Source organism: Methanobrevibacter ruminantium M1 (assembly GCF_000024185.1).
In the GTDB taxonomy this organism is placed as follows: Archaea; Methanobacteriota; Methanobacteria; order Methanobacteriales; family Methanobacteriaceae; genus Methanobrevibacter; species Methanobrevibacter ruminantium.
Genome location: NC_013790.1, coordinates 702220 through 723991, shown reverse-complemented (window position 1 = coordinate 723991; position 21772 = coordinate 702220). Strand labels below are relative to the sequence as shown.

The following is a 21772-nucleotide window of genomic DNA, read 5'->3' as shown; positions in this document are numbered from 1 at the left end:
TAAAATATAATTTTAAAACTATTATTTTTATTAGATAAAATTCCAATCTAAATAACTTAAAAACTTTTAATATTATATTATAGTTTTATAATTCTCTCCTAAAAGAAGTTTTATAATAAGATAATATTTTTTACAAATTAATTCTTAAAAGAAGCTTTTAACGATTTAGATTCGGATAAATTAGAGCCATGATTTTTACAATAGAATATGATAAAGGAACTCGCTTAAGAGTGAGATGTGGTAAAGAAGCATTTACCAAAGAGGAATCCTATGGCTTAGCTGAAACCTTAATCGACTATGACTTCATAGATGAAGTAAAGGTGTCTCATAGAAACGGAAGCATTCTTGTCTTATACAATGATCCTAAAAAAAGGATAGAAATTCTTAGAATCATATCAAAAATCAGCCAAGATAATTTATATGAAACAAAGGCAAGTGATAAGGCTGCTCTTGAAGAGCTGAATGACAAGTTTGCAATAAAAATTGCAAAGCATATTCTCAAAAGATACCTCTTTAAGATCATATTGCCAATTCCTTTAAGGAAATTAAGAATGCTTTATCATGCGTCATCCTATATCTGGAGAGGGCTCGACAGCCTAACAAGTTTCCGCGCTGATGTGGCCCTTCTTGATGGAACAGCAATTACTGCATCATTATTGACTAAAAACTACAAGTCTGTAGGGTCAATGATGTTTCTCCTATCCATCTCTGAAATGTTAGAAGACTATACAATGCAAAAGACCAAAAGCACATTAAAAAGCAGTCTGGCCTTAAACATTGACAGCGTATGGAAAGTGGAGATTGATGATGAGGGAAATGAAATCGAAAGCCAATTCCCATTAAGCAAGCTTGAAAAAGGAGACAAGATAAGAATCAGAACCGGCGCGATCATTCCAGTCGATGGAGTCATTGCAGATGGGGATGCAATGATCAATGAAGCCTCCATGACTGGAGAGTCATTAGCTGTTCATAAGGATAATGGCAAGGCTGTCCATGCAGGAACCGTTGTTGAAGAGGGCTCAATAGTCATTGAAGTCCGCTCCGTTAACGATGAGACAAGATTGAATAAGATCATTGACATGATTGAGGATTCAGAGGAGCTGAAGGCTGGAATTCAAAGCAAAGCAGAAAAGCTAGCAGATTCAATTGTGCCATACAGCTTAGCTGCAACAGCACTGACATACCTCATTACAAGAAATGTGACAAAGGCATTATCCGTATTGATGGTAGACTTCTCCTGTGCAATCAAGCTAACAACCCCTATTTCTGTCATCTCAGCAATGAAAGAGGCATCAGACAATAGGATAATGGTAAAAGGTGGAAAGCACCTGGAAGCATATGCAAATGCAGACACCATTGTCTTTGATAAGACTGGAACATTAACCAATGCTCATCCAGTATTGGAAAAGGTCATTCCTTGTGGAAAATATGATAGAGATGAGGTCTTAAGAATTGCAGCATGCATTGAAGAGCACTTTGCCCATAGTGTAGCCACTGCCATTGTGAAGCAAGCCGAAAAAGAAGGATTGCACCATGAGGAAGACCATAGTGAAGTGGAATACATTGTTGCACATGGAATCTCAACTACTTATGACGGCAAGAAAGCAATCATTGGAAGCAGGCACTTTTTAGAAGAGGACGAAGGAATCAGATTTACCAAAAAGCAAGAAAAACTTATTGAAGAAAATGCAGAAGAGTATTCTGTAATCTATCTTGCAATAGGTAAAAAACTTCAAGGAATCCTTTGCATTGCAGATCCTGTAAGAGACGAAGCCCATGAAGTAATAAGTCAGCTTAAGGCATTAGGCATTGAAAATGTAGTGATGCTAACTGGAGACAGCGAAAACGCTGCAAAAAGAATAGCCAAGGATTTAGGCATTACCCGGTATAAATCTCAAGTGCTTCCAGAGGATAAGGCAAGCATTATTCAAGAGATTAAAGCCGAAGGCCATCAGGTCATTATGGTTGGAGATGGAATAAACGACTCTCCTGCATTATCTGCTGCTGATGTGTCAGTAGCTATGAGAAACTCATCAGACATTGCAAGAGAAGTTGCAGATATTTCCCTACTTTCAGATGACCTTTATGACTTGGCAACTCTTAGATTGCTTGCAACAGGCATGCTTGATAAGATAAATACAAATTACAGGCATATTGTCATGTTTAATGGATCACTGATTGGACTTGGATTGCTTGGAGTCATTCCACCTACAACAAGCTCATTGCTTCATAACTTATCTACAATGCTCTTTGGATATAGAAGCACTAAGTCTGTTTTAGGTGAAAAAGAAGAAGTCGTTATTGATACAAACGTAATTAATAATGATGGTGCTTTGATTGGCCAATCAGGCAAATAAAATTAGTTTTTATGTAAATTATAGATTAATTTCTATAATTTTACATTTTTACTTTTAGAAAAAAGATTTTGATAAAGGAAATTATTTATAAAAACAATAACTCTTTTTACTCATTTTATACAATTTAATAATATTCTACTTAAAATAAACTCTTTTTACTCAATTAACTGTTTAACAATTATTCTGATTTATTATATATTTTCACATTATTCATTTGATTAATAATGTCTAAATTATCGTTTAAATAATAAATCAATATTTTTAAAGTCTTTTCTATTCCACTTCTTTGACGCATATAAAGATCATCGGAATCCACATTTACCAAATCAGCATAAACATCAGAACTTGTGCTAATGACAATATCATCATCGACAATAGCTATGCCACCATATCCAATCCCTGCAGTTGTGCCTATTCCAATATCAGAACCAGATACCTTTTTAGCAGCCTCTGCCATCAATATAGCCATTTCCCTATCGCCATCATCGTCATAAACCTTAATTCCATCAATAAGTGTCAAAGGCTCTAGCGGATTTTCTATCTTTAAAACAGATTTTACAGCATCCAATGTAGGAATGAACAATCCACAGCTAACACTCAAATCCCTTAAATCAAAAATGGAACATTTATCTTCAAGAATTGCATCCTTGATGCAATCCTTTTGGACTTTGTTAACCAAACCCCAATAGGAAGATGCAAAAATATCATCATAATCCTGAGCGAGAGCATGTATTTCACGAGCTAAAATCCCATGTGTAAAACATTCTGCAGTTGCGATAGTAATCATTTAAACACCTTTAAGTAAATTAAAGCTTACTAAAAAATCTCCTTTTATTTATTTAGAAAACAACTATTCATTATTCTTTTCAATAAGTAATTTTAAGGCCTCTCTTGTAATGATATTAGCAATATCATCCAATACATAAGGAGTTATTGGAATTCCATCCCTAATAAACCTATTAGTGCTTATAACTAAATGGTTATCAAGGATTCCTTCTTTTCTTAACTCTTCAATAGCGGGATTGGAATCATCAAATTCAGAGATGTCTGCTACAACAATCTCTTCATCCCCAATTCCGAATATACCTGCAGTTCCAATTGTTTTTGAGCCGTTTTCATGAGCTTTTTTAATTATCTTTGCTGCAGTAGGTACGGTATTTCCTCCAGCTATTTCAATTACAACCACATCTCCAGTGATTAAATCAATATTATCCTCTGTTATGTCTTCAGTGATTGAAACAACTTCTCTAAAATCCTTTGAATGGGTGGAAATTTCCTTTAAAAAGTCAGATTTATAAGTGCCGACTTTAGCTCCTTTCAATAGAAATATTATATCAGATTCAGAGATCTTCTGTCCATCAATAACTGTTATCTTAGCTGGACCTCCTCTGTGAACCTGTATAAGATTGATTCCTGTTCTTAAACCTAATCTTCCAAATCCCACTAAATCAATACTTCCTTTTGGAATTAAACTATTTTCCATTTCTTGAATCATTATTACACCAAAATTCTCCTTTTAAATAAAATCTAAAAATATCTTATTTTTCCTCCATTTATATAAAAATCACATAACCATAAAATTATAAATTAAATCGGAAAATTAAAAAAAAACTAAACAATGCCTCTAAATTAAGATAATTTAAAAGGAATACTGAAAACACATATTCCTAAAACTAAAAAGCAATGAAAGCATGGGAAATATCTAAAAATCAGCAGAAATATATTTCCAAGGAACTCCATTGTCAATCATTTCTACAGGAACAGTAATATCCTCATTTCGTCTTAGCAATTCCTTTAAGGCAAATAGCCCCGGAATCTCAATAATATGATGAGAAACATCGATTAAAGTAATTCCTAGCTTTTTCGCATAAATCGCATTTGAATGGTTCAAGTCACCAGATAAAAATGCATCTACGGACCTGTCCTTAGCCAATTTAATAAATTCCTTATTGCTTAAGCCAAATCCGGAAACTATAGCAATTTTCCTAAGCATCTTATCAAAGTCGCCATCATGAACCAATCGAACATTTTCAGGACCGAACTTATAGCAAACCAAGGCTAAGAACTGATCCAATGTCTTTGTTGAAGAGCAGATTCGGCCTATGCCTGTCTGCTTGTGAAAAATAGAAATAGGCTTTAAACCCAAATAATAAGCCAAAGCGTCATTTGCCCCTCCCTGAACAATATCCCAATTGGAATGGACAACATAGGTTGGAGTCTTTGGCATAAAGAGAGGAGGATGATGGGAAATAACCAAATCACCCTTATCAAATTTCAAGTCATCTTCTGGCAATAAATCTAATATGACTTTAATATTTTTAATATCGAAATTGTCGAAAGTCTTTCCAAAATAGCCGAATTTATCATTCTTCAATGCCAATTTACGAGGCACCAATTCATCTATAATATTAAAAATATCATTTGCATACATTTTAACACCTAAACGATATAAAATCAATCAGTAAAAAATTACCACCTAATCAAGAAATAAAAATCAACAAGTAAAATTTACCACCTAATCAAGATTTCAGAATAGATTTTGTCAATAAAGCATTTAATAATTTCCTCACAGTCAAATGGAGCAATAGTTGAAACTTTAATTACAGGAGACCCTATTAATTCAAAGAACTTATCCAAGTCATTTTCCTTAAAAACAATCTCTTCAAAGAAGGTCATTTCAGATGAACAGTAAAGAACTCCTTCCCTTGACAATATCTCATTCATTGATTGCCTTAAGATATCTATTGTCAAAGTCATGGTTCCAGAGGTTTTTGTGTTTAAACCTTCTGTTTTAAGAATGAACTTATTATATGAATTCACCAGGCTTATGCGAGAATAGATATTGTTTTTATTCTTCAATAAGTCATCATTGTCTTCAGCTATAGGGTCTTCAATTAAAAAGACCTTTGTGTAAATTGATTCTGATTGGCTTTCATCTATTCCTCCCAATCAAGTAGTGTCAATTACAACATCAGCACTTCTTATTAAGCCCAAATCTGATGAAAATTCTATATTCTCTTTAAATTTACCTTTAGAAGATTTATTCACATCAATAGGATCTCCCAAGTTAGAATCAATAAAACCTTCCAAATGGGGATAAATATCAACTATAGTAATATTTTTAAAACCATTATATGATAAATATTTCGCAATGGCTATTCCTGTAAAATAGGTTCCAATAATTATGATGGAACTTTCATTATGTATTGTTTCCTTGTTTGTTAGACTATCAAATAAGTCCATAACAGCCCTTGCTTTCTTTTCTAAAATCAAATTAAAAATATCTATTAATTTGATATTTGATTTGACTGTAAAAACCTCTGAACTTATTCCAGTATCGTAATCTTGATTATTCATTTAAATCATCAAAAAAGAATTATTATCATTATATAAGTCATTTCAATACTTGATTATCTTCGTTTTAACTCATTCTTCTTTAAAGCCTACTTTCTTTAACGCCTCTAATGTCTCCTTATAAACAGTCTTTTCGAGTGGCTGATTATGAATTATATGGGATGGGGAAGTGGCTGCAGTTAAAATCCTGGATTTGCTGTCCATAAAAACCAAAAAAGAACCAGAGCCAGGGATTCCTAAACGACCTCTTGCAATGACCAAATCTGCATCTGACTGATCTACAGCTATCATAGCCTTTGCAATTGCAGGCATTCTACTGAAATCAGCATAATTAGTATTTACCTGCAGATATTCAGCAGGAGGAATATTGAATTTAGCTAGAACCTCATTTATTACCTCTACTTTTATGCCATTCTTATTAGGAACAACAATCTTTGCATTTCGAATATAGTTCTGGATTGCTTCAATCTCTTCAATAGTGTCTCCCTTACGTGTTCCTTCATAAGATTGGATAGAAGCTTTTCTAATACTTTCCTCAAAGGCCATATTACCACCAAAAATAAAAATAAATAATTTCAATAAAAATTTGAATATACAATAAAATTTAAGCTTTAATAAAAAATGAACTATAAATAAAAGAATTAAATGAAAAATTAAAAAAAATAAAATAATTATTAATCAAGTCAAAAAAATTGGCAAAAATTTGACTGTATTAATAAAAATTATAAATATTATTTACCTAATAGCCAAAAGCTAGGCTTTAAGCATGAAGCTGAACCTCAAGGCCCAAATTCTCAACTACTGAAATCACCTCATGCAAATTGCCGTATTCTGGATTTCCAACTCCCTTAACGACTAAAGGATAGTCTTCAGGGATTACTGTTGCCAAATTGTTTGCTCCAGCCATCAAAGGAAGCTCAACATTCTCAGGACCGATTGTAGGTGTTGGAACAGTTATTCTAATGCGAGGATACATGATCCTTGTAATTGCAATTGTCTTTAGCTGCTCTTCGATAGAGCAAGGAGGGTGATTTTCCATAGGGGTGTCAACATATGGATTAAATCCCATTATAGGAATCTCCTCTAAGCTCTCAAAGCTTCCAAGGAATAATAGATGGTCAACCCTATCCTCATAGGATTCTCCAATGCCAATCAACAGACCGGAAGACAATCCAATACCTGCATCTGATACCATTCTGCATATGTTTATGCGGTCAGATAACTTTTCACCAGGCTTTACAAAGTTAAAAACGTCTTCATTGGTTGTCTCTAAATTGCAGCAAACAGTATCAGCATCATATTTCTTCAATTCGTCTACTGCTTCTTGAGTTAAATCAGCGCCGACATTAACCAATATTTCAAGGGAGGTTTCTCCCTTAACTATCTTTGCAGCATTTACTGCTTGCTTTCCTTTATATCCATGTCCTCCAGAACAGCTTATTCTAGGAATGCCTGATCTTTCAACACACATTGCAGCTTGGCGTATCTCTTCATCAGACTTATAAAAAGCGTCATAATATCCAATGGATGAAGTCTTAGCAGCAAATCCGCAATATTTGCATCTAGGTTGAACTTGACATTTATTTGTAAGATGAATAGTGGATGTTAATTTAATTACATCAGAACATTCATTGCGAATATCGCAAGCTATTTTACATAATTCCTTTAAAGTTTCCTCATCATCTATTTCAAATAATTGGATCAATTCATTTCTGCTTAACTTTTCTCTATTTTTAGCTTTTTCCAAGATAGATTCTATCAAATTAACACCCTATTAATGATTTGAATAAATAATTAATAATAATTAGATTAATATTTTACATGCATAAACTAATCTGTAAAAGCCCTTATTTTATATGGACAATTAAAAGCTATAAACTCATTTAAATGATTAATTAAAAGTTATAAAACTCATTTAAATGATTAATTAAAAGTTATAAAACTCATTCAAATGCTTTATTAAAACCTATAAAATATTAATCTGATTATCTTTAATTGAATTAAAAAATTAAGCCTAAGACCTTTTTAAAGATTTTTTAGAAAAATCCAATTTAAAAGATTTAAAGCTTAAAGATTAAAAAACTTACAAAATCTTACAAAATTTTATAATAATCTTACAAAATCTTATAAAATCATATAAAATCCTAAAGAAAATAACAATAAATAAATAATGAATTAAATAAATATTAAAACATTAGATAATTTGTTATTATAATTTATCACTCCTTTTTTAAATTAAATAACTTATTATTTAATGTGAAACTAAAGAAATAAATTAATAGCATTAAACCCAAAATTCACAAAAAGATTAATGACTATTAAATTTATTTTCTTTAGTATATTTGGTAGCTAAAATTTTCTCCAAGAGCTAAATTTCAACTATTATAACTTATAAAGTTATAAAACTTATTTTATCTTTTTTTCAAGACCCTAATTATCTATTTGGATCTTTTTTCTAAAGATTCTAAGATAGTAGGTACAATTTCAGATAATGGACCGAAGTTCATTGAGTCAGCAGTACCTAATAATGCGCCAGGGTTTAAAGCATCATCCATTTTGTCAATGCCTTCATCAGCCATTAATTTGGTTACGTTGGTTAATGCTTCGTTAGCCATCATTTGAGCGAATCCTGCTGGTGCACCTAAGATTTGAGTTACAGTGTCTCTGTAGGATAAAAGACCAGCGTAGGTAATTGCAGTTACTGCGGAACACATATCACATACAGGACCTACCATGTTTGCAGGTAAGGTGAATGCGGAACCTCTTGCTTTTGCACCTAAGTCTTTTAAGGTGTCGATAGCTGCTTGGTCAGCAAATCCTTCTGCAATGTAAACTTGACCTTTCATTTCAGGTACTGCACCTGGGTGGTAGGAAGCTACGTTTACGTTTTTGCCTAAGTCTTCAAAGATTTGGTTTAATCCAGGAGTTGGGATGGTACATGCGGAGGTTACGATTGCACCGTCTTTAATTACATCAGCGAATTTTTCGATGATAGCAGGTTGCATACCTCCTTCTGGTAACCAGGTCATGATCCAGTCAGCGTCAGCTACTGCTTCACGGTCGTCAGTAGTACATTTCATTCCTAAGTCTTCAGGGTGAGTGAAGTGGATAGCACCGTTAGCTGGTTTAGGTACGGTTTCAGCTAATTCTCCTACTTTTGCTCTGATTGCAGGCATTACATCTTCAGGGTTTCCAGCTTTGTGAGCTGCGATTACTTCTGCATAGTCAAAGTCTTCTACTACAGTGAATTCGCCGTCAAATACAGGGTCAGCTACTACAACTTCGTCTACACCTGCTAATTCTAAAAGTTCTGCACCCATTTCAATGGTAGAGTGGGTCATTGAAATGTTTTCTTTACCGGTTGCGTCTGCTACTTCACAAGCTCTAGAAAAATTTGTAATTCCACTAGCTGCGTGAGTTCTGTAACAGCCAGCACCTAAAATTGCTACTTTCATTTTAAAATATCTCCTTTATATTTTACCACCTTGTTAAGAGCATATAACAAATTTTCTATATACATCCCTGAGGTTCAATAATCATAAAACTTCATTAAGTTTAGGCAAATATTGAAACCCTCAAGAATTAATGAATTTTAAAGTTTTGATAAAACCCCATTAAATCCTTAAATAAGACATTTAAGCCATTTTTATAAATTTAAGGAAATTAAGTAATACTTAAATGAAGTTTTTTTCAAGTAAGTAATACTAAATAACAAAGTAGTAATAATAACTTTATTGTAATACATATTTAAAGATATTTATTACTCTTTGTAACATATAGAACTAAAAGTAATACTACAAATGAATTGTAAAAAAATGAGCCAAAAAATAGCAAAATTTTTATATCATATAAAGATTAAATAAGAAAATAGTACAGTAATAAAATATTATATAAAAGTATTACTTTTTTATAAATTTATTATATTTTTGTAATAATTAGAAAAGGGGATTGCCCCATATTGGAAATGAAACTTTTTCCAAATAAATTACTTAAAAATATTTAATATAAATCTTTATAGATGAGGGAAAGAATGTACGAACTTATTAAGGAATCAATTAATAGTGATGAAAGTGCTTTGGAATTAGCTAAAAGCAAAAAAGATGTAATCTCTGTTGTAGATGCAATATCCGATTTAAGCTTTGAAGACACCATGAAACTTGGAACAAGATTCAAGAAGTTCCCGATCGGCTGTGACTTAACTGAAGTGGTGGTTGGAACCTGTGCATCAGATTTGGAAAAGATGGATCTCTTCGGCAACTGCATGCTTGCAAACATGATCGGTGCTCCTATACACATATGCGCATATGCGTTCTCAGACATTGCAGAGAAATATGGCCAAAGAGGTGTGGAAATAATGGAAGAGGTCTACAATATCACAGATGTTCCACTGGACCTTGACCACTTTGGAAAATACGGTGCCATGAGATTCCCAAAGCATATTGTAGGATGCGGAGGAGACTGCTACAACCAAGGACCAAGCTTTACCGAATGCCCTAGAGGAAGAATCCACGAAAGATTGCTTGACAAGGAAAAGGCAGAGCTTGACGATAAGGAAACCTGGGTCCAATTATCATCTTCCGTTGCAATCAACTTAAGCAGCGAGCAATGCAATGACGGCCATGCGGCACCTCTTGAAGAGGCCCAAGACTTGGCAGACCTTGCAAAGAAATATGGAAAGGGCCTTGAAGCAATCATGTTTGTAGGAGACGGATATGATGAACTTATCACAGGCTTTACAAAGGCAATCGAAATGGGTGTTGATGTATTTGTAATTGAAGGGGGACCATTCAACAGATGCGAAAACACCAACGAAAGCTTTGCTAAGACAATTGCAATGAGCAGAGTCTTATGTCCTGGAAAAGTTGTTGCCACAAACGGTGCATATGAAAGTGAATGCAGAGCAGGGCTTAGATCCGGACTAAATGTTATAATTACCGGTTTTCCTAAAAACCATCACGGATACATGTGCGGTTTCGAGCCTGGAACTGCAAGAAGAGGCAAGTTCGGCCTCCCAAGAGTAATCAAGATCATGAATGAGGAAATAAGTGCAGGCCCAACAAGAGTTCCTGTCCAAAGAGAAGAGCTATTGGCATTGACCCATGCAGTCAAGCTTGCAGGACCTGAAAACATCTATCCTAAGACAATCGGATCATTTGCAATTGGAGACGCCCATTGGGCTACAATACAAAACTCTAAAATGTATAAGGAAATGTATCTTCCAAAAACCTTAGAGGAAATAGCTGATAGCGTAAATGGCAATTCAGTTTCATTGCATGGAGGAAGATTCGTTTCATGGCTTGTTGCAAAAGAGCTGGATAAGAAAGGAATCGATGAGATAATAATCACTGACAGCAACCCATGGGTAGAGAAAGTCAGCGTAGACAATCTTCAAGAGGAATTGAATGCAACTATCATCAGAGGCCATGCAGATGATAAGGGAGCTGGAATGATTGCTAAGGAATCTATTGTAACCACTACAATTCCTAAAATCCATAATGCAATTAAATCCAAGATTCCTCATGCAGTAAATATCATCTAAATAGATTAAAAAAATCTCCAGATATATGTTATTTTAGATATTAAATATCTGGAAATTATCTTTTTATATGAAAAATATTCAAAAAATAAGATTTATCTTAAGAGATTTTTATAAAAATAAAAAAATAATACAAAAAATGAATAAAAATATAAAAATGTAATACTTTTTTAGAAAAAAGTAATAAACTTTTTATATGACAAACTATAAAATAAAAATTGTTTAAAGAGAATAATTTTTTTTAAATTATATCGCTCAAATTAAAATAAAAAATAACTCTTTAAACAATATAAGAACAATGTGTCACCTTAAAAAAAAACATTGTTCTTATTCATATTTTAAAATTTTATGTTTACACATCAAACAAGATTTGCCAATTTCCTTCCTTTATCACTTTATTTTAAACCCTTTTTTACACCAATTATTATAAAAATCAATGCAAAGCCTATTTTTTTCTTAAAAAGTAAATTGTAAAAAGTAAATTGCTCACAGCTTAGGCTCTAATTTCTTAATTGCAAATGCTAAAAACACAATTATCATTGGAAAGAACAATCCATACAGAATAAAAAGCAGACTGCTTGGAACAATATCTCCAATTACAACAGAAGCTGCAAGAAGCATTGTTAAAATAATCACAGGCGCTAAAATAGCTAAAAATGTATAAATCATAATGAAAGCATTTAATTTTTCACTATATTCCTTTAACTTCATTCTCATATCAAAATTAACATCTTCAGCAATAATATTTAATGAATGGGACAGATTGCTCCCTATCCTTAAGCTTGCAAGTATCTCATAGATTACTCTAGATAATGCCTTGGAGTTTACCCTCTTCTCCAGATTCAAAAAGGCATTTTCACTTGTTTCACCATATTTTATCTCCTCAAGAACCCTTGAAAATTCCCTTGATAAAACACCATAGTCAGAGTCAACAATAGAATCAAGAGCATCAAACAAGCTTTTTCCAGCCCTTAATTCAGTGGACAATTGGCGCAATGCATAGGGCAGTTCTTTTGAGATTGATGAATAATCATTCTCATGTCTTATTTTAGGAAGATAAAGGATAAACAAAGCAAACAATATAAAAAACATTAAAAAGGCAATGGAAAGTTCAAAAGAAACAAATACAGCAATAAGAATGGAAAAAGGATTTATTATAATTAAAAAGGACATAAAATAACAGTTTTAAAAGGTCTTGAGAAGATCTTATTTGAAAAAACCTGTTGTCTAATATTAAAACAACTAGTTTTATCTTTAAATTATATAGGAAATTTTTATTTGATTCATTTTCATTAGTGCCATTTGGAGTTATAAACATTGCTTGCTTGTTTAAATATTTGTTTTCCAAGTATTCAAAGATATTTTCATTATTAAAAATCTTAGATAAGTTTAAATTAGAGATGAATGAATAATTCTCATTTTTTAAATCGTCTCCAGAATTAGAATTATCTGAATAATTTAAATTAACAGATTTAAAATTGTTAAAATAATTCAATTCCTCATATTTGCTTGAATCAAATTGATTAGTTTCGTTTCCCCATTTCTCTTTAGAATCATTATTCTTATCAAAAAATGAAAGAAAAAGATTTGAGATAGAAACCAAGAAATTTATGATAGAATCACTTAATTGGATAAAAAATTTATCAAAAATAAAAATCACCACAGCACAAAAACACAAAAATGCAAAAACACAAATTCACAGAAATGAAATAATGATTGATAGAAAAAACACAAAAATGCAAAAATGCAAAAATGAAATGTCACAAAAAGGAAAAACTGAAAAAAATATTTTGCACAAAAACATCACACAATTATATTAAAAATTCCACCAATTAGAATAAATGAATTCCAAGAACTATTCAAAAATATTAATTGGAAATCATATTTAATACATAGTCGGGATTAATATAATAGTCCTCGAGAACTTTAGATATATCATCTTGAGAAGAAATGTCATTTCTTACCAAATAATCTAAAACTTTCTTCCTGTTTTTCCATTCCTCATTAAGAATTGAAATATGAACTCCCTTTAGGCTTGCAATGTTTTCCAATGTTTTGCTTAAGATTGTCAGATTCTTGAACTCATCCTTTTTACTATCCCATTCAAAGAGTTTGCTAAGCTGGATTGTTCCTTCCTCTATTCCAACCACCTCTGCTATTTCAGTGATTCTCCTATAGGACAATCCATCTGACTTGTAGATTCTTTTTTCCATAATGATGAAATCAATAGAACTTATCATTATCTTTGGAACAGACATTGGAGCATTGGTAAGCCTTGTAATGGTTTCCCTTGAACTGTTTGCATGCAATGTGCCGAATCCTGAATGCCCTGTGTTAAGGGCTGTAAACAGAGTGATAGCTTCCTTTCCCCTCACTTCACCTACAATTATCCTATCTGGCCTTTGCCTTAAGGAGTTCTTTACCAAGTCCTCTATTGTGATTTCCCCTTGATTTTCAATATTAACTGTACGTGCTTCCATTCTTAAGATATGCTTATGAGGGATTTGAAGCTCAAGAGTATCTTCTATTGTGACGATTCGCTCCTTTGGATTGATAAATATTGAAAGGGCATTAAGGAGGGTTGTCTTACCTGAGCTGGTTCCGCCTGAGACTATGATATTTGCAGGCTTTACCCCAAGCCCGTCAACACAGAGCCATAGGAATGATGCGATTTCAGTGTTTAATGTGTTGTATCTTATCAAATCAACAATTGTCAATGGGTCTTTCTTAAACTTTCGAATGGTTATGGTTGGGCCATCTGCTGAAAGTGGAGGAATGGTTGCATTAACACGGGAGCCATTAGGAAGTCTTGTATCTAAAATTGGAGATTGCTGATCTATTCTGCGGTTTGTCTCACGGGCAATTGAATCGATTATGCTTAGAATCTTTTCCTCCTCTTTGAAGATTAAATCAGTTTCCATCATACCATATTCCCTATGATATACAAATACAGGCTTATTGAGTCCAATCACCATAATCTCTTCCAAATCATCGTCATCAATCAAAAATCCAATTTCCCCATATCCAATAAGCTCTTGAAACATGTTTCGAGCCAAATTATTCTTGTATTTTTCAATCTCATCCTTGAATATTGCATAGAATTGAGAATACCTTTTAGGATTTCCGATATGCTTATATTTTGAAGGATTGAAACTGTCCAGTTTCTCAAAATCAATATTTCTCACATAATCTGCATTTGAGAATAGACGATTGTCTAAAAAACGAATGATATCGTTTAGTATTAGATCCTCATTGAAGTTGGACATTCTCTCTGAGATAGCCAGATCGATTAGATTTTCCCGCAACTCTTCTAGAGTTCTTCTCTCTTCTTCTGTAAATTCAAACTTTGAAACCTTATATTTTGGAATAATTGTTTTAGCCATAAAATCACTATCTAAATCATTGTTTTAAAAAAAATAAGAAATGAAGAAAATAAAAAAATAAAAAGAAAATATAATTATTAATCATATTAGCAGTTTAAGATCTTTAAAAGCCATTTAACTACATGAACATCTGCATATAGATTATTATAGCCGGGAGAATCAAGACCCCCATCAAATGGGATTTACTGACCCCCAAATAGTGGGGCAACAAACCCATTGCAGTTGATGTGATCAATGCAAGGGTGAGATATAAAATAGGACCTTCATATATTATGGCGAATATATAGAGAATTACTATCATCAATAGGATTACTGATATGGACAGTTTTCTATAATCAACACCTTGCATTAGGTTTGAAAAGCCGTCTCCCAGCTTTAAGCAAATAATCAATGATATTGAAACTGCAATTAAAGAAGCAAAAGTGAATATCATCAAATGAGACAAAGTAAATTCAGATATCAAATAGGACATATACACTGCAATCCCACTTCTAGGATTTCCTATCAGATAGATTGCTATTAGGGAAAATAAGGTGTCTGAAGTATTCAATCCACTGTTTGCTAGAAGAAAATTTTTAGTGTCATCCCCATCTGCGCTTGTTCCACATACTCCCTGTGCAATAATGCTTCCTTGAGCTGGTCCAAAACCTGGTAAAAAGCCTAAGATAGCTCCTGCAGTGCCTCCTGCGAAAATGCTCTTTATTGTATCCTTATCGATTACGAAATCGTAGTATTTATTTTGATGAGGAATTGAAGAGCTATCATTTAAGCTAAAAAGAATAGTGCTAATTCCAAATAACCCACTGAAAGTGCACATTAATGAAATTCCTGAAGATATAGGGGTCTGAAGCATTATCCAACCTAAAATCCCAGATAATACAAATAACAAGATAGACCACATAAATGCGAGCCTTCCATTGCTTAACTTATATATCATTAAAATAGAAACAACCGTAAGTATCATCCAAGTGTAAGGCTTTGATAAATCCTGCAGAAATGGCAATGCCACTGCAAATATTGGCAACATTAATATCACTACAACAATAGCGCCAAACCCGCCTACTGAAACTATTCTGATAGCTTCCTTAGATCTTCCTTCCAAAACCATCCTATGTCCTGGAAGAATAGAACTTGCAGTGCCCTCTTCGGGAACTCCAAGAAGCATTGATGGAACAAACTCAATCAAAGCGTGAGCAATACTCATTGATACCATAACTATACATAAAAATTCAGGAGATAAGAAACTAAGCAAAAATCCTGATGATGCAAACATGATTGCTCCGGCAGTGTTTACATGGATGCCTGGAACCATTCCTGTACCTGTTCCAATTGCTATTCCAATAAAACATGCCGCTAATAGATCAAACATTTTTTTACCTATTCTATTATCTGATGAAAAAAAATACAAAAAGAGAAAATGAAATCATAAGACCTTATCTCATTTTGTAGGATTTTAAAGAATAAAAAAATAATGGAGATAAAATGCAAGGATGTAAATTTGCATATAAACTATAAATAACGGAGGATATTAAAAATATTCGTTAAAAATTGCTTTTTAAAGAATCACAATCCGAGCCATAAAAAAATTCTTTAAAATCATTTTTGCTTTTTAAAGCAGTTCCAATACAATAAATAGTTTAGACGTCTTTATATATAAAAATAACCTTAGTATGATAAGTAATTATTGATTTGAAAGTGTAAAATTGATTTTATCTCGTAAAATTGATGTGAAAGTGTTAAATTGACTTCATCTCGTAAAATTGATGTCAGAATGTGAAATTGACTTGAAAATGTGAAATTGATATGAAAGTGTAAAATTGATATGAAAGTGTAAAATTGATATGAAAGTGTAAAATTGATATGAAAATGTGAAATTGACTTGAAAATGTGAAATTGATATGAAAGTGTAAAATTGATATGAAAATGTGAAATTGACTTGAGAATGAGAAATTGATATGAAAGTGTAAAATTGATATAAGAATGTGAAATTGATGTAAAACTGGAATATCTATGGATAACTGATAAAATAATTAAAAATAGTTAAAAAATAAGTTAATTATAAAAATAAATCCAACTAGATATTTATATTAAATAATAAAGAATAGAATAAGTTAAAAAGAATAATAAAAATAAATTAAAAAACTAGTAAAAATAGATAAAAATTTAAAAAAATATAAAAAAAATAGATAATTGGATTTAAAAGAATCCAATTACATTAATCTTCTAGAATCAGTAATTTCTGCACTAGCTACATCTTCGATAGCATTAATAGCATCTTCAGTAGGTCCAGTTCCACCTTCACCGTCTTCTACGATGAATACAACATTTAAAGCTACTAAACCAAATGCAATAGGTTCTTCAGTAATTTCGTGTAATTCTGCATCTTCAGGCATTGCATCAGTAATTGCTACTTTTAATGCTTCTAAATCTACTTCTGGACTTTCTGGCATTACTTTTAAAGTGTTAACAACTTCTCCCATAATCATTCCTCCAATAATTCTAGATAATTAATTATTCTAAATACAAAAATTTATACCAAATTAAACTTATGGTCCTTCAAATCCACATTCGCATTTGTAAGAGTGACCGAAAGTACGGCAGCTTTCACATCTTGCGATAGGTCTACCACATTCTGGACAGTTGAATTGAACATAAGGTTCAATTAATGGTATTTCTTGTTTACAAGATTGACAGTTTACTTTTTCCATATATATCACCGAAATATATTATAATTATTTGATTTATTAATTTATAAACTTAATGATAACTTAATTAAATCCAAGCATAAAACTTAGACTTATTTTAATCAAAATCCGAGTATAAAAACCTAGACTTATCCTAAGTTCACCTATGAATTAATAAAAAAGACAGTTTATTTTAGTCGTTTCCATTTCTTATGAAAGTATATTCAAAAGAGCAATCCTCATTGTTGATTATGGATAAAACTCTCTTAGGATACTCTCCATTTACGACATAACAATCCAATCCATACTCAATCAATAAACTGGGCAGCATCAAATCGATTGATGATTCTTCAAAAGTCAGCAGTTCATTTACATCAATCTCTTTAATAAGCTCTGCTCCACTTAAGGATGGATCTTTAGTATATATACCATTTACATCTGTTGCTATTAAAAGCTTTGCATCTAAAAGGCTTGCAATATATGCTGCAATTGAGTCGCTTGTAACATCCCAGGAATGTGCAAATGGCTCATTTTCCTTTAGAATTTCGCTACAAATCATAATTGGTATCTTATTTGAATCAGATATACTTTTTGCTTCTTCTATTGTATAGCTGATTTCTGCAAATGCTAATTTATCATTCAGCAATTTAGCTAAGATGTCCATTGAATCAATAGCTGTTTCGTGGGTTACATCCTCTGAGAATTCTATTTCTCTGTCATATTTTCTAATCAGATTGGCAAACTCTCCTCCGCCAATAACAAATAGGCAGCTTTGGTTTTTTAATGAATCTGCAAGTTCAATTGCCTTCTTTGGGAATAAACTTCCGCCAATCTTAATGATCCATTCAATAATACTATCACAACTGAATGATGAATAATTAAAAAAATTCTTATAAAATATAAAATATTTATAAAAATAGCATTTATTAATTATTTATTTTTTACCTTATATATAATTAGTGTTTGTGAGTGTAAAAAATTTCCCAAATTATGAGAATTTCTATCAAAAAATCAAATTACTGTCATCAAGGAATACAGTAAAAATACTTAAAAAACCATCAAAACCTTATTAAATATAAAAATATAAAAAGTAAAAATAATTAATGAAAAAAGAAAAACAAAATATCTGCTTTTAATGGAGGAAACTATATGTCATCAAGCAAGGAATATTTAGAATATATACTGGAACAGCTCTCTGAACTGGATGAGATAACTTACCGTGCAATGATGGGAGAATACATCATCTACTACCGAGGCAAGATCATTGGAGGAGTCTATGATGACCGCTTTCTAGTCAAGCCTGTAAAATCAGCAAGGGAAATGATGCCAAATGCAAATATGGAATTGCCTTATGAAGGAGCAAAGGAAATGATCCTTGTAGATGATGTGGAAGACAAGGAGTTTTTAAGAGAACTTGTAGAAGCGATGTATGAAGAGCTACCTGCCCCTAGAAAAAGACGTAAATGAATGAAGAGAGCAATAATATTTATTTTTCATTAGTTTTAAAATAAATTTATCATATTATTAAAAGCTAGAAAAATTAAAAAAAAGTCTAAAAAATAAAGAATAATAAAAAAAATGAACATTTTTAAAAAATATAAAAATTATCATTATCCTATAATTCAAATAAAAGTAAGATAAACTGGCGCAAAACTAGCACAAACCAAATCAAACTACCCCAAAAACCACCACAAACCATCACAATCCAAATCGAATTATCATAAAATTATCATAAATTATCATAATATTTTAGTATTATAAATTCAATATATATGACTATAGCATAATTTAATATTTGCTTATGAACTTTAATATTAAAATTTAGCTTTGATATTTATTAGAATAAATAAAGTAGAACAAATATCCATTAAAATAGAAAAATAATCTTATTAATTAAGTTAAGTATGGATATAAAATTTAAAACTATGATAAAATGAATTCAATGAACTTTAAAGTAGAAATAGATGAATTACATAGACTAAACGAGTTTATTTTAAACGAACTTCCTCATGAAGACTTTATGGTAAATCTGATTGTAGAAGAGATCTTTGTAAACATAGTTAACTATTCCCAAACAGAATATATCATAGTTAATTTAGATTACAAAGAGCCTAATTTAACAATTGAGTTTGTTGACAATGGAATAGAATTCAATCCTCTTTCAAAGGAAGATTATGAAGCCCCAGACAGTATTGAGGATGCAAAAATAGGAGGTCTTGGAATTCATCTAACCAAGGAAATAGCTGATGAACTGGATTATCACTACGAAGATGGTGAAAATCACTTGATGATTGTTAAAAAAGTAGAATAAGTAAAAGTGAGTGAATTATTTAAATAATCACTGGAAAACAACTGAAAAACTACTTAAAAACTAAAAAAAGTAGAATAAAAGAAAATCCAATAGATTTGCTTTAAAACTACTTTAAAAACTAAGAAAAGTGGAATAATGAAGACTAAACTAAAACAAATATTAATCTCATTTATTGTGACAACAATATTTTATTTTGCGCTTTCTCAAACCTTTATAACTCAATTAGGATTAGGGAGCCCACAAATAGGATTATTATACGTTTTTGGCCTATTATTTGGCCCTTTTGGTGCATTAGGTGCATCATTATCAAACGTAGCAATAGATGTTTATCATGGATATACCTTTGTTCAAATACTCCCTTCAGCCATCATCAGCTTTGGAGTTTCTCTTTTGGCATATAAGCTTTGGTACTCCGGATTTAAATCAGATGAGTATACAAAACCAAGATTGGATACAATTTACCACCTATGCCTATTTTTAGCAAGCATAATCATATGCGGAATGATTTATTCAGTAGGCCACGGAAATCTGGCATATATCCTAATCAGCCCAGATATAGAGGAATCAATAATCATTCCATCCTTCTTGAACTTTACAAACGTTGCATTCATTATGGGTATTGCAGGAATTTGGCTTTTTAAAAGAACAAATCTCATAGAGACCCCTAAAAAATCAGAGCGTCGATTGAACAAGAACCTATACCGTTTGATCTTTTCCTTATTAATGGTCATGACAATAGTCTCATTCATATTCATAATTAGAAATTCAGATAATCTCACAATAATCACAGGCCTAATAATAGTTGTGGCCCTAATGTATGCCTATATGACAAAGCCATTCATACATGAGATACAAGAGGTCAACGAGAACAGCATAATTGCAAAGATTGTCCGCAATTTCATTATAATTACCCTAATCCTTGGATTCTTTGGAGGGCTCGTTTCCATAGCCAGCTTTGACTATGTTGAAACAAGCATTACACTCAACATCTACCTCCATCTGATGCCGATTCTTGTGATAAGCGACATAATCATAATTCTCTTCTTCATTCCAGGAATCATTATCCTTAAATACATTGGAGATAATGTAGTCAAGCCAATCACCTCATTTTCCGAAATCGAAGGATTCATCAAGGAAGATGAAAAGATAGAAGCGGAAGGGCTCATTAAGGTCTATTCAGAATATGTCAATGAACAGAATGAAATAGGAACCCTTGCAAGGTCATATACAGAGCTTATCAATCATAACAACAACTATATCGAAAACATTCAAAAGATCGAAGGGGAAAAGGAGCGCACAAATGCAGAGCTTGACATTGCAACAAACATTCAGGCAGCTGCCCTTCCAACTGAAGCAATTAAAACAGATGCATTCATTGTCAATGGATATTCAAAGCCTGCAAAAGAGGTCGGAGGAGACTTCTTTGACTATTATGAGTTGGATGATGGCAATTTAGCAATTGTAATCGGAGACGCTTCAGGAAAAGGAGTTCCAGCAGCACTGGTTGCCATGATTACACAAGTGGTAATCAAGCAGACACTGATAAACAATCACGACCCTTCAGAAGTCCTATTCTCATTGAATAATCAGCTATGTGTAAACAATCCCGAATCAATGTTCATTACCCTATGGCTCGGAATATATAATAAAACAAATAAAAAGCTGACATTTTCCAATGCCGGACATAATCCTCCTTTAATCAAGGAAAACGGCAAATTCAAATATTTGGATATCGAAAGCGGAATTGTCCTTGGAATAATGGAAGACTTCCAATATGAGGATGAGGAAATAACCATAGATGGAGAATTGGTTACATATACTGATGGAATCACCGATGCAAACAATAATGATGGTGAAATGTATGGCGAGGATAGGCTTTTAGAATTCTTTAATAAATTTAAAAGCGATAAAGACCCAATATTACCATTATTAAAAGACATTAATGACTTTACTAAAGATACAGAACAGTTTGATGACATGACTTTATTATACTTGAAAGTGAATGATTAAACTGATAATTATTATAAAAATGAAGATAAAATGATAAAATTAGCCTATAGCAATTAGAAGAACAATTTAAAAATAACTTAAAGATAAAATGATAAAATTAGCCTATAGCAATTAGAAGAACAATTTAAAAATAACTT

Annotated in this window: 18 protein-coding genes and 1 pseudogene; 6 read left to right on the top strand and 13 right to left on the bottom strand. The window is 32.0% G+C overall.

Annotation, left to right across the window (positions count from 1 at the left end; genetic code table 11):
- Positions 1-188: 188 nt before the first annotated feature.
- Positions 189-2357, top strand: a complete 2169-nt coding sequence (locus MRU_RS02705) for a heavy metal translocating P-type ATPase (RefSeq protein WP_012955336.1) — start codon at positions 189-191, stop codon at positions 2355-2357.
- 178 nt (positions 2358-2535) lie between these two features.
- On the opposite strand, the gene MRU_RS02700 is transcribed toward MRU_RS02705, so the two are convergent.
- The 7 genes and pseudogenes from MRU_RS02700 to hmd form a co-directional block, all read right to left on the bottom strand.
- Positions 2536-3144 (bottom strand): UPF0254 family protein, encoded by a 609-nt coding sequence (locus MRU_RS02700; protein ID WP_012955335.1) that lies wholly within the window; start codon positions 3142-3144, stop codon positions 2536-2538.
- A gap of 63 nt (positions 3145-3207) precedes the next feature.
- Positions 3208-3852 (bottom strand): ThiF family adenylyltransferase, encoded by a 645-nt coding sequence (locus MRU_RS02695; RefSeq protein WP_012955334.1) that lies wholly within the window; start codon positions 3850-3852, stop codon positions 3208-3210.
- Positions 3853-4059: 207 nt separating this feature from the next.
- Entirely contained in the window at positions 4060-4788 is a 729-nt protein-coding gene (locus tag MRU_RS02690) for a Nif3-like dinuclear metal center hexameric protein (protein WP_012955333.1), read from the bottom strand.
- A gap of 77 nt (positions 4789-4865) precedes the next feature.
- Positions 4866-5714, bottom strand: a pseudogene (locus MRU_RS02685) (SAM-dependent methyltransferase HcgC family protein).
- Positions 5715-5783: 69 nt separating this feature from the next.
- The gene (locus tag MRU_RS02680) at positions 5784-6257 is read right to left on the bottom strand and encodes a DUF3236 domain-containing protein (RefSeq protein WP_012955330.1); all 474 of its coding nucleotides are present in this window, start codon (positions 6255-6257) and stop codon (positions 5784-5786) included.
- Between the two features lie 214 nt (positions 6258-6471).
- Positions 6472-7473, bottom strand: a complete 1002-nt coding sequence (gene hmdB / locus MRU_RS02675) for a 5,10-methenyltetrahydromethanopterin hydrogenase cofactor biosynthesis protein HmdB (RefSeq protein ID WP_012955329.1) — start codon at positions 7471-7473, stop codon at positions 6472-6474.
- A gap of 676 nt (positions 7474-8149) precedes the next feature.
- Positions 8150-9166, bottom strand: a complete 1017-nt coding sequence (gene hmd, locus MRU_RS02670; RefSeq protein ID WP_012955328.1) for a 5,10-methenyltetrahydromethanopterin hydrogenase — start codon at positions 9164-9166, stop codon at positions 8150-8152.
- Positions 9167-9741: 575 nt separating this feature from the next.
- Between hmd and hmdC the strand changes: the two genes are divergently transcribed.
- Positions 9742-11250 carry a 5,10-methenyltetrahydromethanopterin hydrogenase cofactor biosynthesis protein HmdC gene (hmdC, locus tag MRU_RS02665; RefSeq protein ID WP_012955327.1) on the top strand — a complete coding sequence of 503 codons (1509 nt, stop codon included), beginning with the start codon at positions 9742-9744 and terminating at the stop codon, positions 11248-11250.
- Positions 11251-11733: 483 nt separating this feature from the next.
- On the opposite strand, the gene MRU_RS02660 is transcribed toward hmdC, so the two are convergent.
- A complete protein-coding gene (locus tag MRU_RS02660; protein WP_052292136.1) occupies positions 11734-12420 on the bottom strand; it encodes a type II secretion system F family protein in 687 nt (228 codons plus the stop codon).
- Positions 12421-12857: 437 nt separating this feature from the next.
- Between MRU_RS02660 and MRU_RS02650 the strand changes: the two genes are divergently transcribed.
- Positions 12858-13067, top strand: coding sequence for a hypothetical protein (locus MRU_RS02650; RefSeq protein ID WP_048812384.1), 210 nt, complete (start codon positions 12858-12860; stop codon positions 13065-13067).
- A gap of 48 nt (positions 13068-13115) precedes the next feature.
- Here MRU_RS02650 and MRU_RS02645 read toward each other — a convergent pair whose 3' ends face one another.
- The 5 genes from MRU_RS02645 to MRU_RS02630 all read right to left on the bottom strand — a co-directional run bounded on the left by MRU_RS02645 (position 13116) and on the right by MRU_RS02630 (position 18146).
- Positions 13116-14630 carry a CpaF family protein gene (locus MRU_RS02645; RefSeq protein WP_012955324.1) on the bottom strand — a complete coding sequence of 505 codons (1515 nt, stop codon included), beginning with the start codon at positions 14628-14630 and terminating at the stop codon, positions 13116-13118.
- A gap of 118 nt (positions 14631-14748) precedes the next feature.
- Positions 14749-15999, bottom strand: coding sequence for a tripartite tricarboxylate transporter permease (locus MRU_RS02640; RefSeq protein ID WP_012955323.1), 1251 nt, complete (start codon positions 15997-15999; stop codon positions 14749-14751).
- Positions 16000-16840: 841 nt separating this feature from the next.
- Positions 16841-17110 carry an elongation factor 1-beta gene (locus MRU_RS02635; RefSeq protein ID WP_012955322.1) on the bottom strand — a complete coding sequence of 90 codons (270 nt, stop codon included), beginning with the start codon at positions 17108-17110 and terminating at the stop codon, positions 16841-16843.
- Positions 17111-17176: 66 nt separating this feature from the next.
- A complete protein-coding gene (locus tag MRU_RS11300; protein WP_012955321.1) occupies positions 17177-17338 on the bottom strand; it encodes a zinc finger domain-containing protein in 162 nt (53 codons plus the stop codon).
- 169 nt (positions 17339-17507) lie between these two features.
- The gene (locus MRU_RS02630; protein WP_227717057.1) at positions 17508-18146 is read right to left on the bottom strand and encodes an amino acid kinase family protein; all 639 of its coding nucleotides are present in this window, start codon (positions 18144-18146) and stop codon (positions 17508-17510) included.
- A gap of 317 nt (positions 18147-18463) precedes the next feature.
- Here MRU_RS02630 and MRU_RS02625 point away from each other — a divergent pair, with 317 nt between their 5' ends.
- The 3 genes from MRU_RS02625 to MRU_RS02615 all read left to right on the top strand — a co-directional run bounded on the left by MRU_RS02625 (position 18464) and on the right by MRU_RS02615 (position 21635).
- Complete coding sequence (locus MRU_RS02625; RefSeq protein WP_012955319.1) at positions 18464-18781, top strand: TfoX/Sxy family protein; 318 nt, start codon at positions 18464-18466, stop codon at positions 18779-18781.
- Positions 18782-19256: 475 nt separating this feature from the next.
- Positions 19257-19625, top strand: a complete 369-nt coding sequence (locus tag MRU_RS02620; RefSeq protein WP_048812382.1) for an ATP-binding protein — start codon at positions 19257-19259, stop codon at positions 19623-19625.
- 135 nt (positions 19626-19760) lie between these two features.
- Positions 19761-21635 carry a PP2C family protein-serine/threonine phosphatase gene (locus MRU_RS02615; RefSeq protein ID WP_012955317.1) on the top strand — a complete coding sequence of 625 codons (1875 nt, stop codon included), beginning with the start codon at positions 19761-19763 and terminating at the stop codon, positions 21633-21635.
- Positions 21636-21772 lie beyond the last annotated feature (137 nt).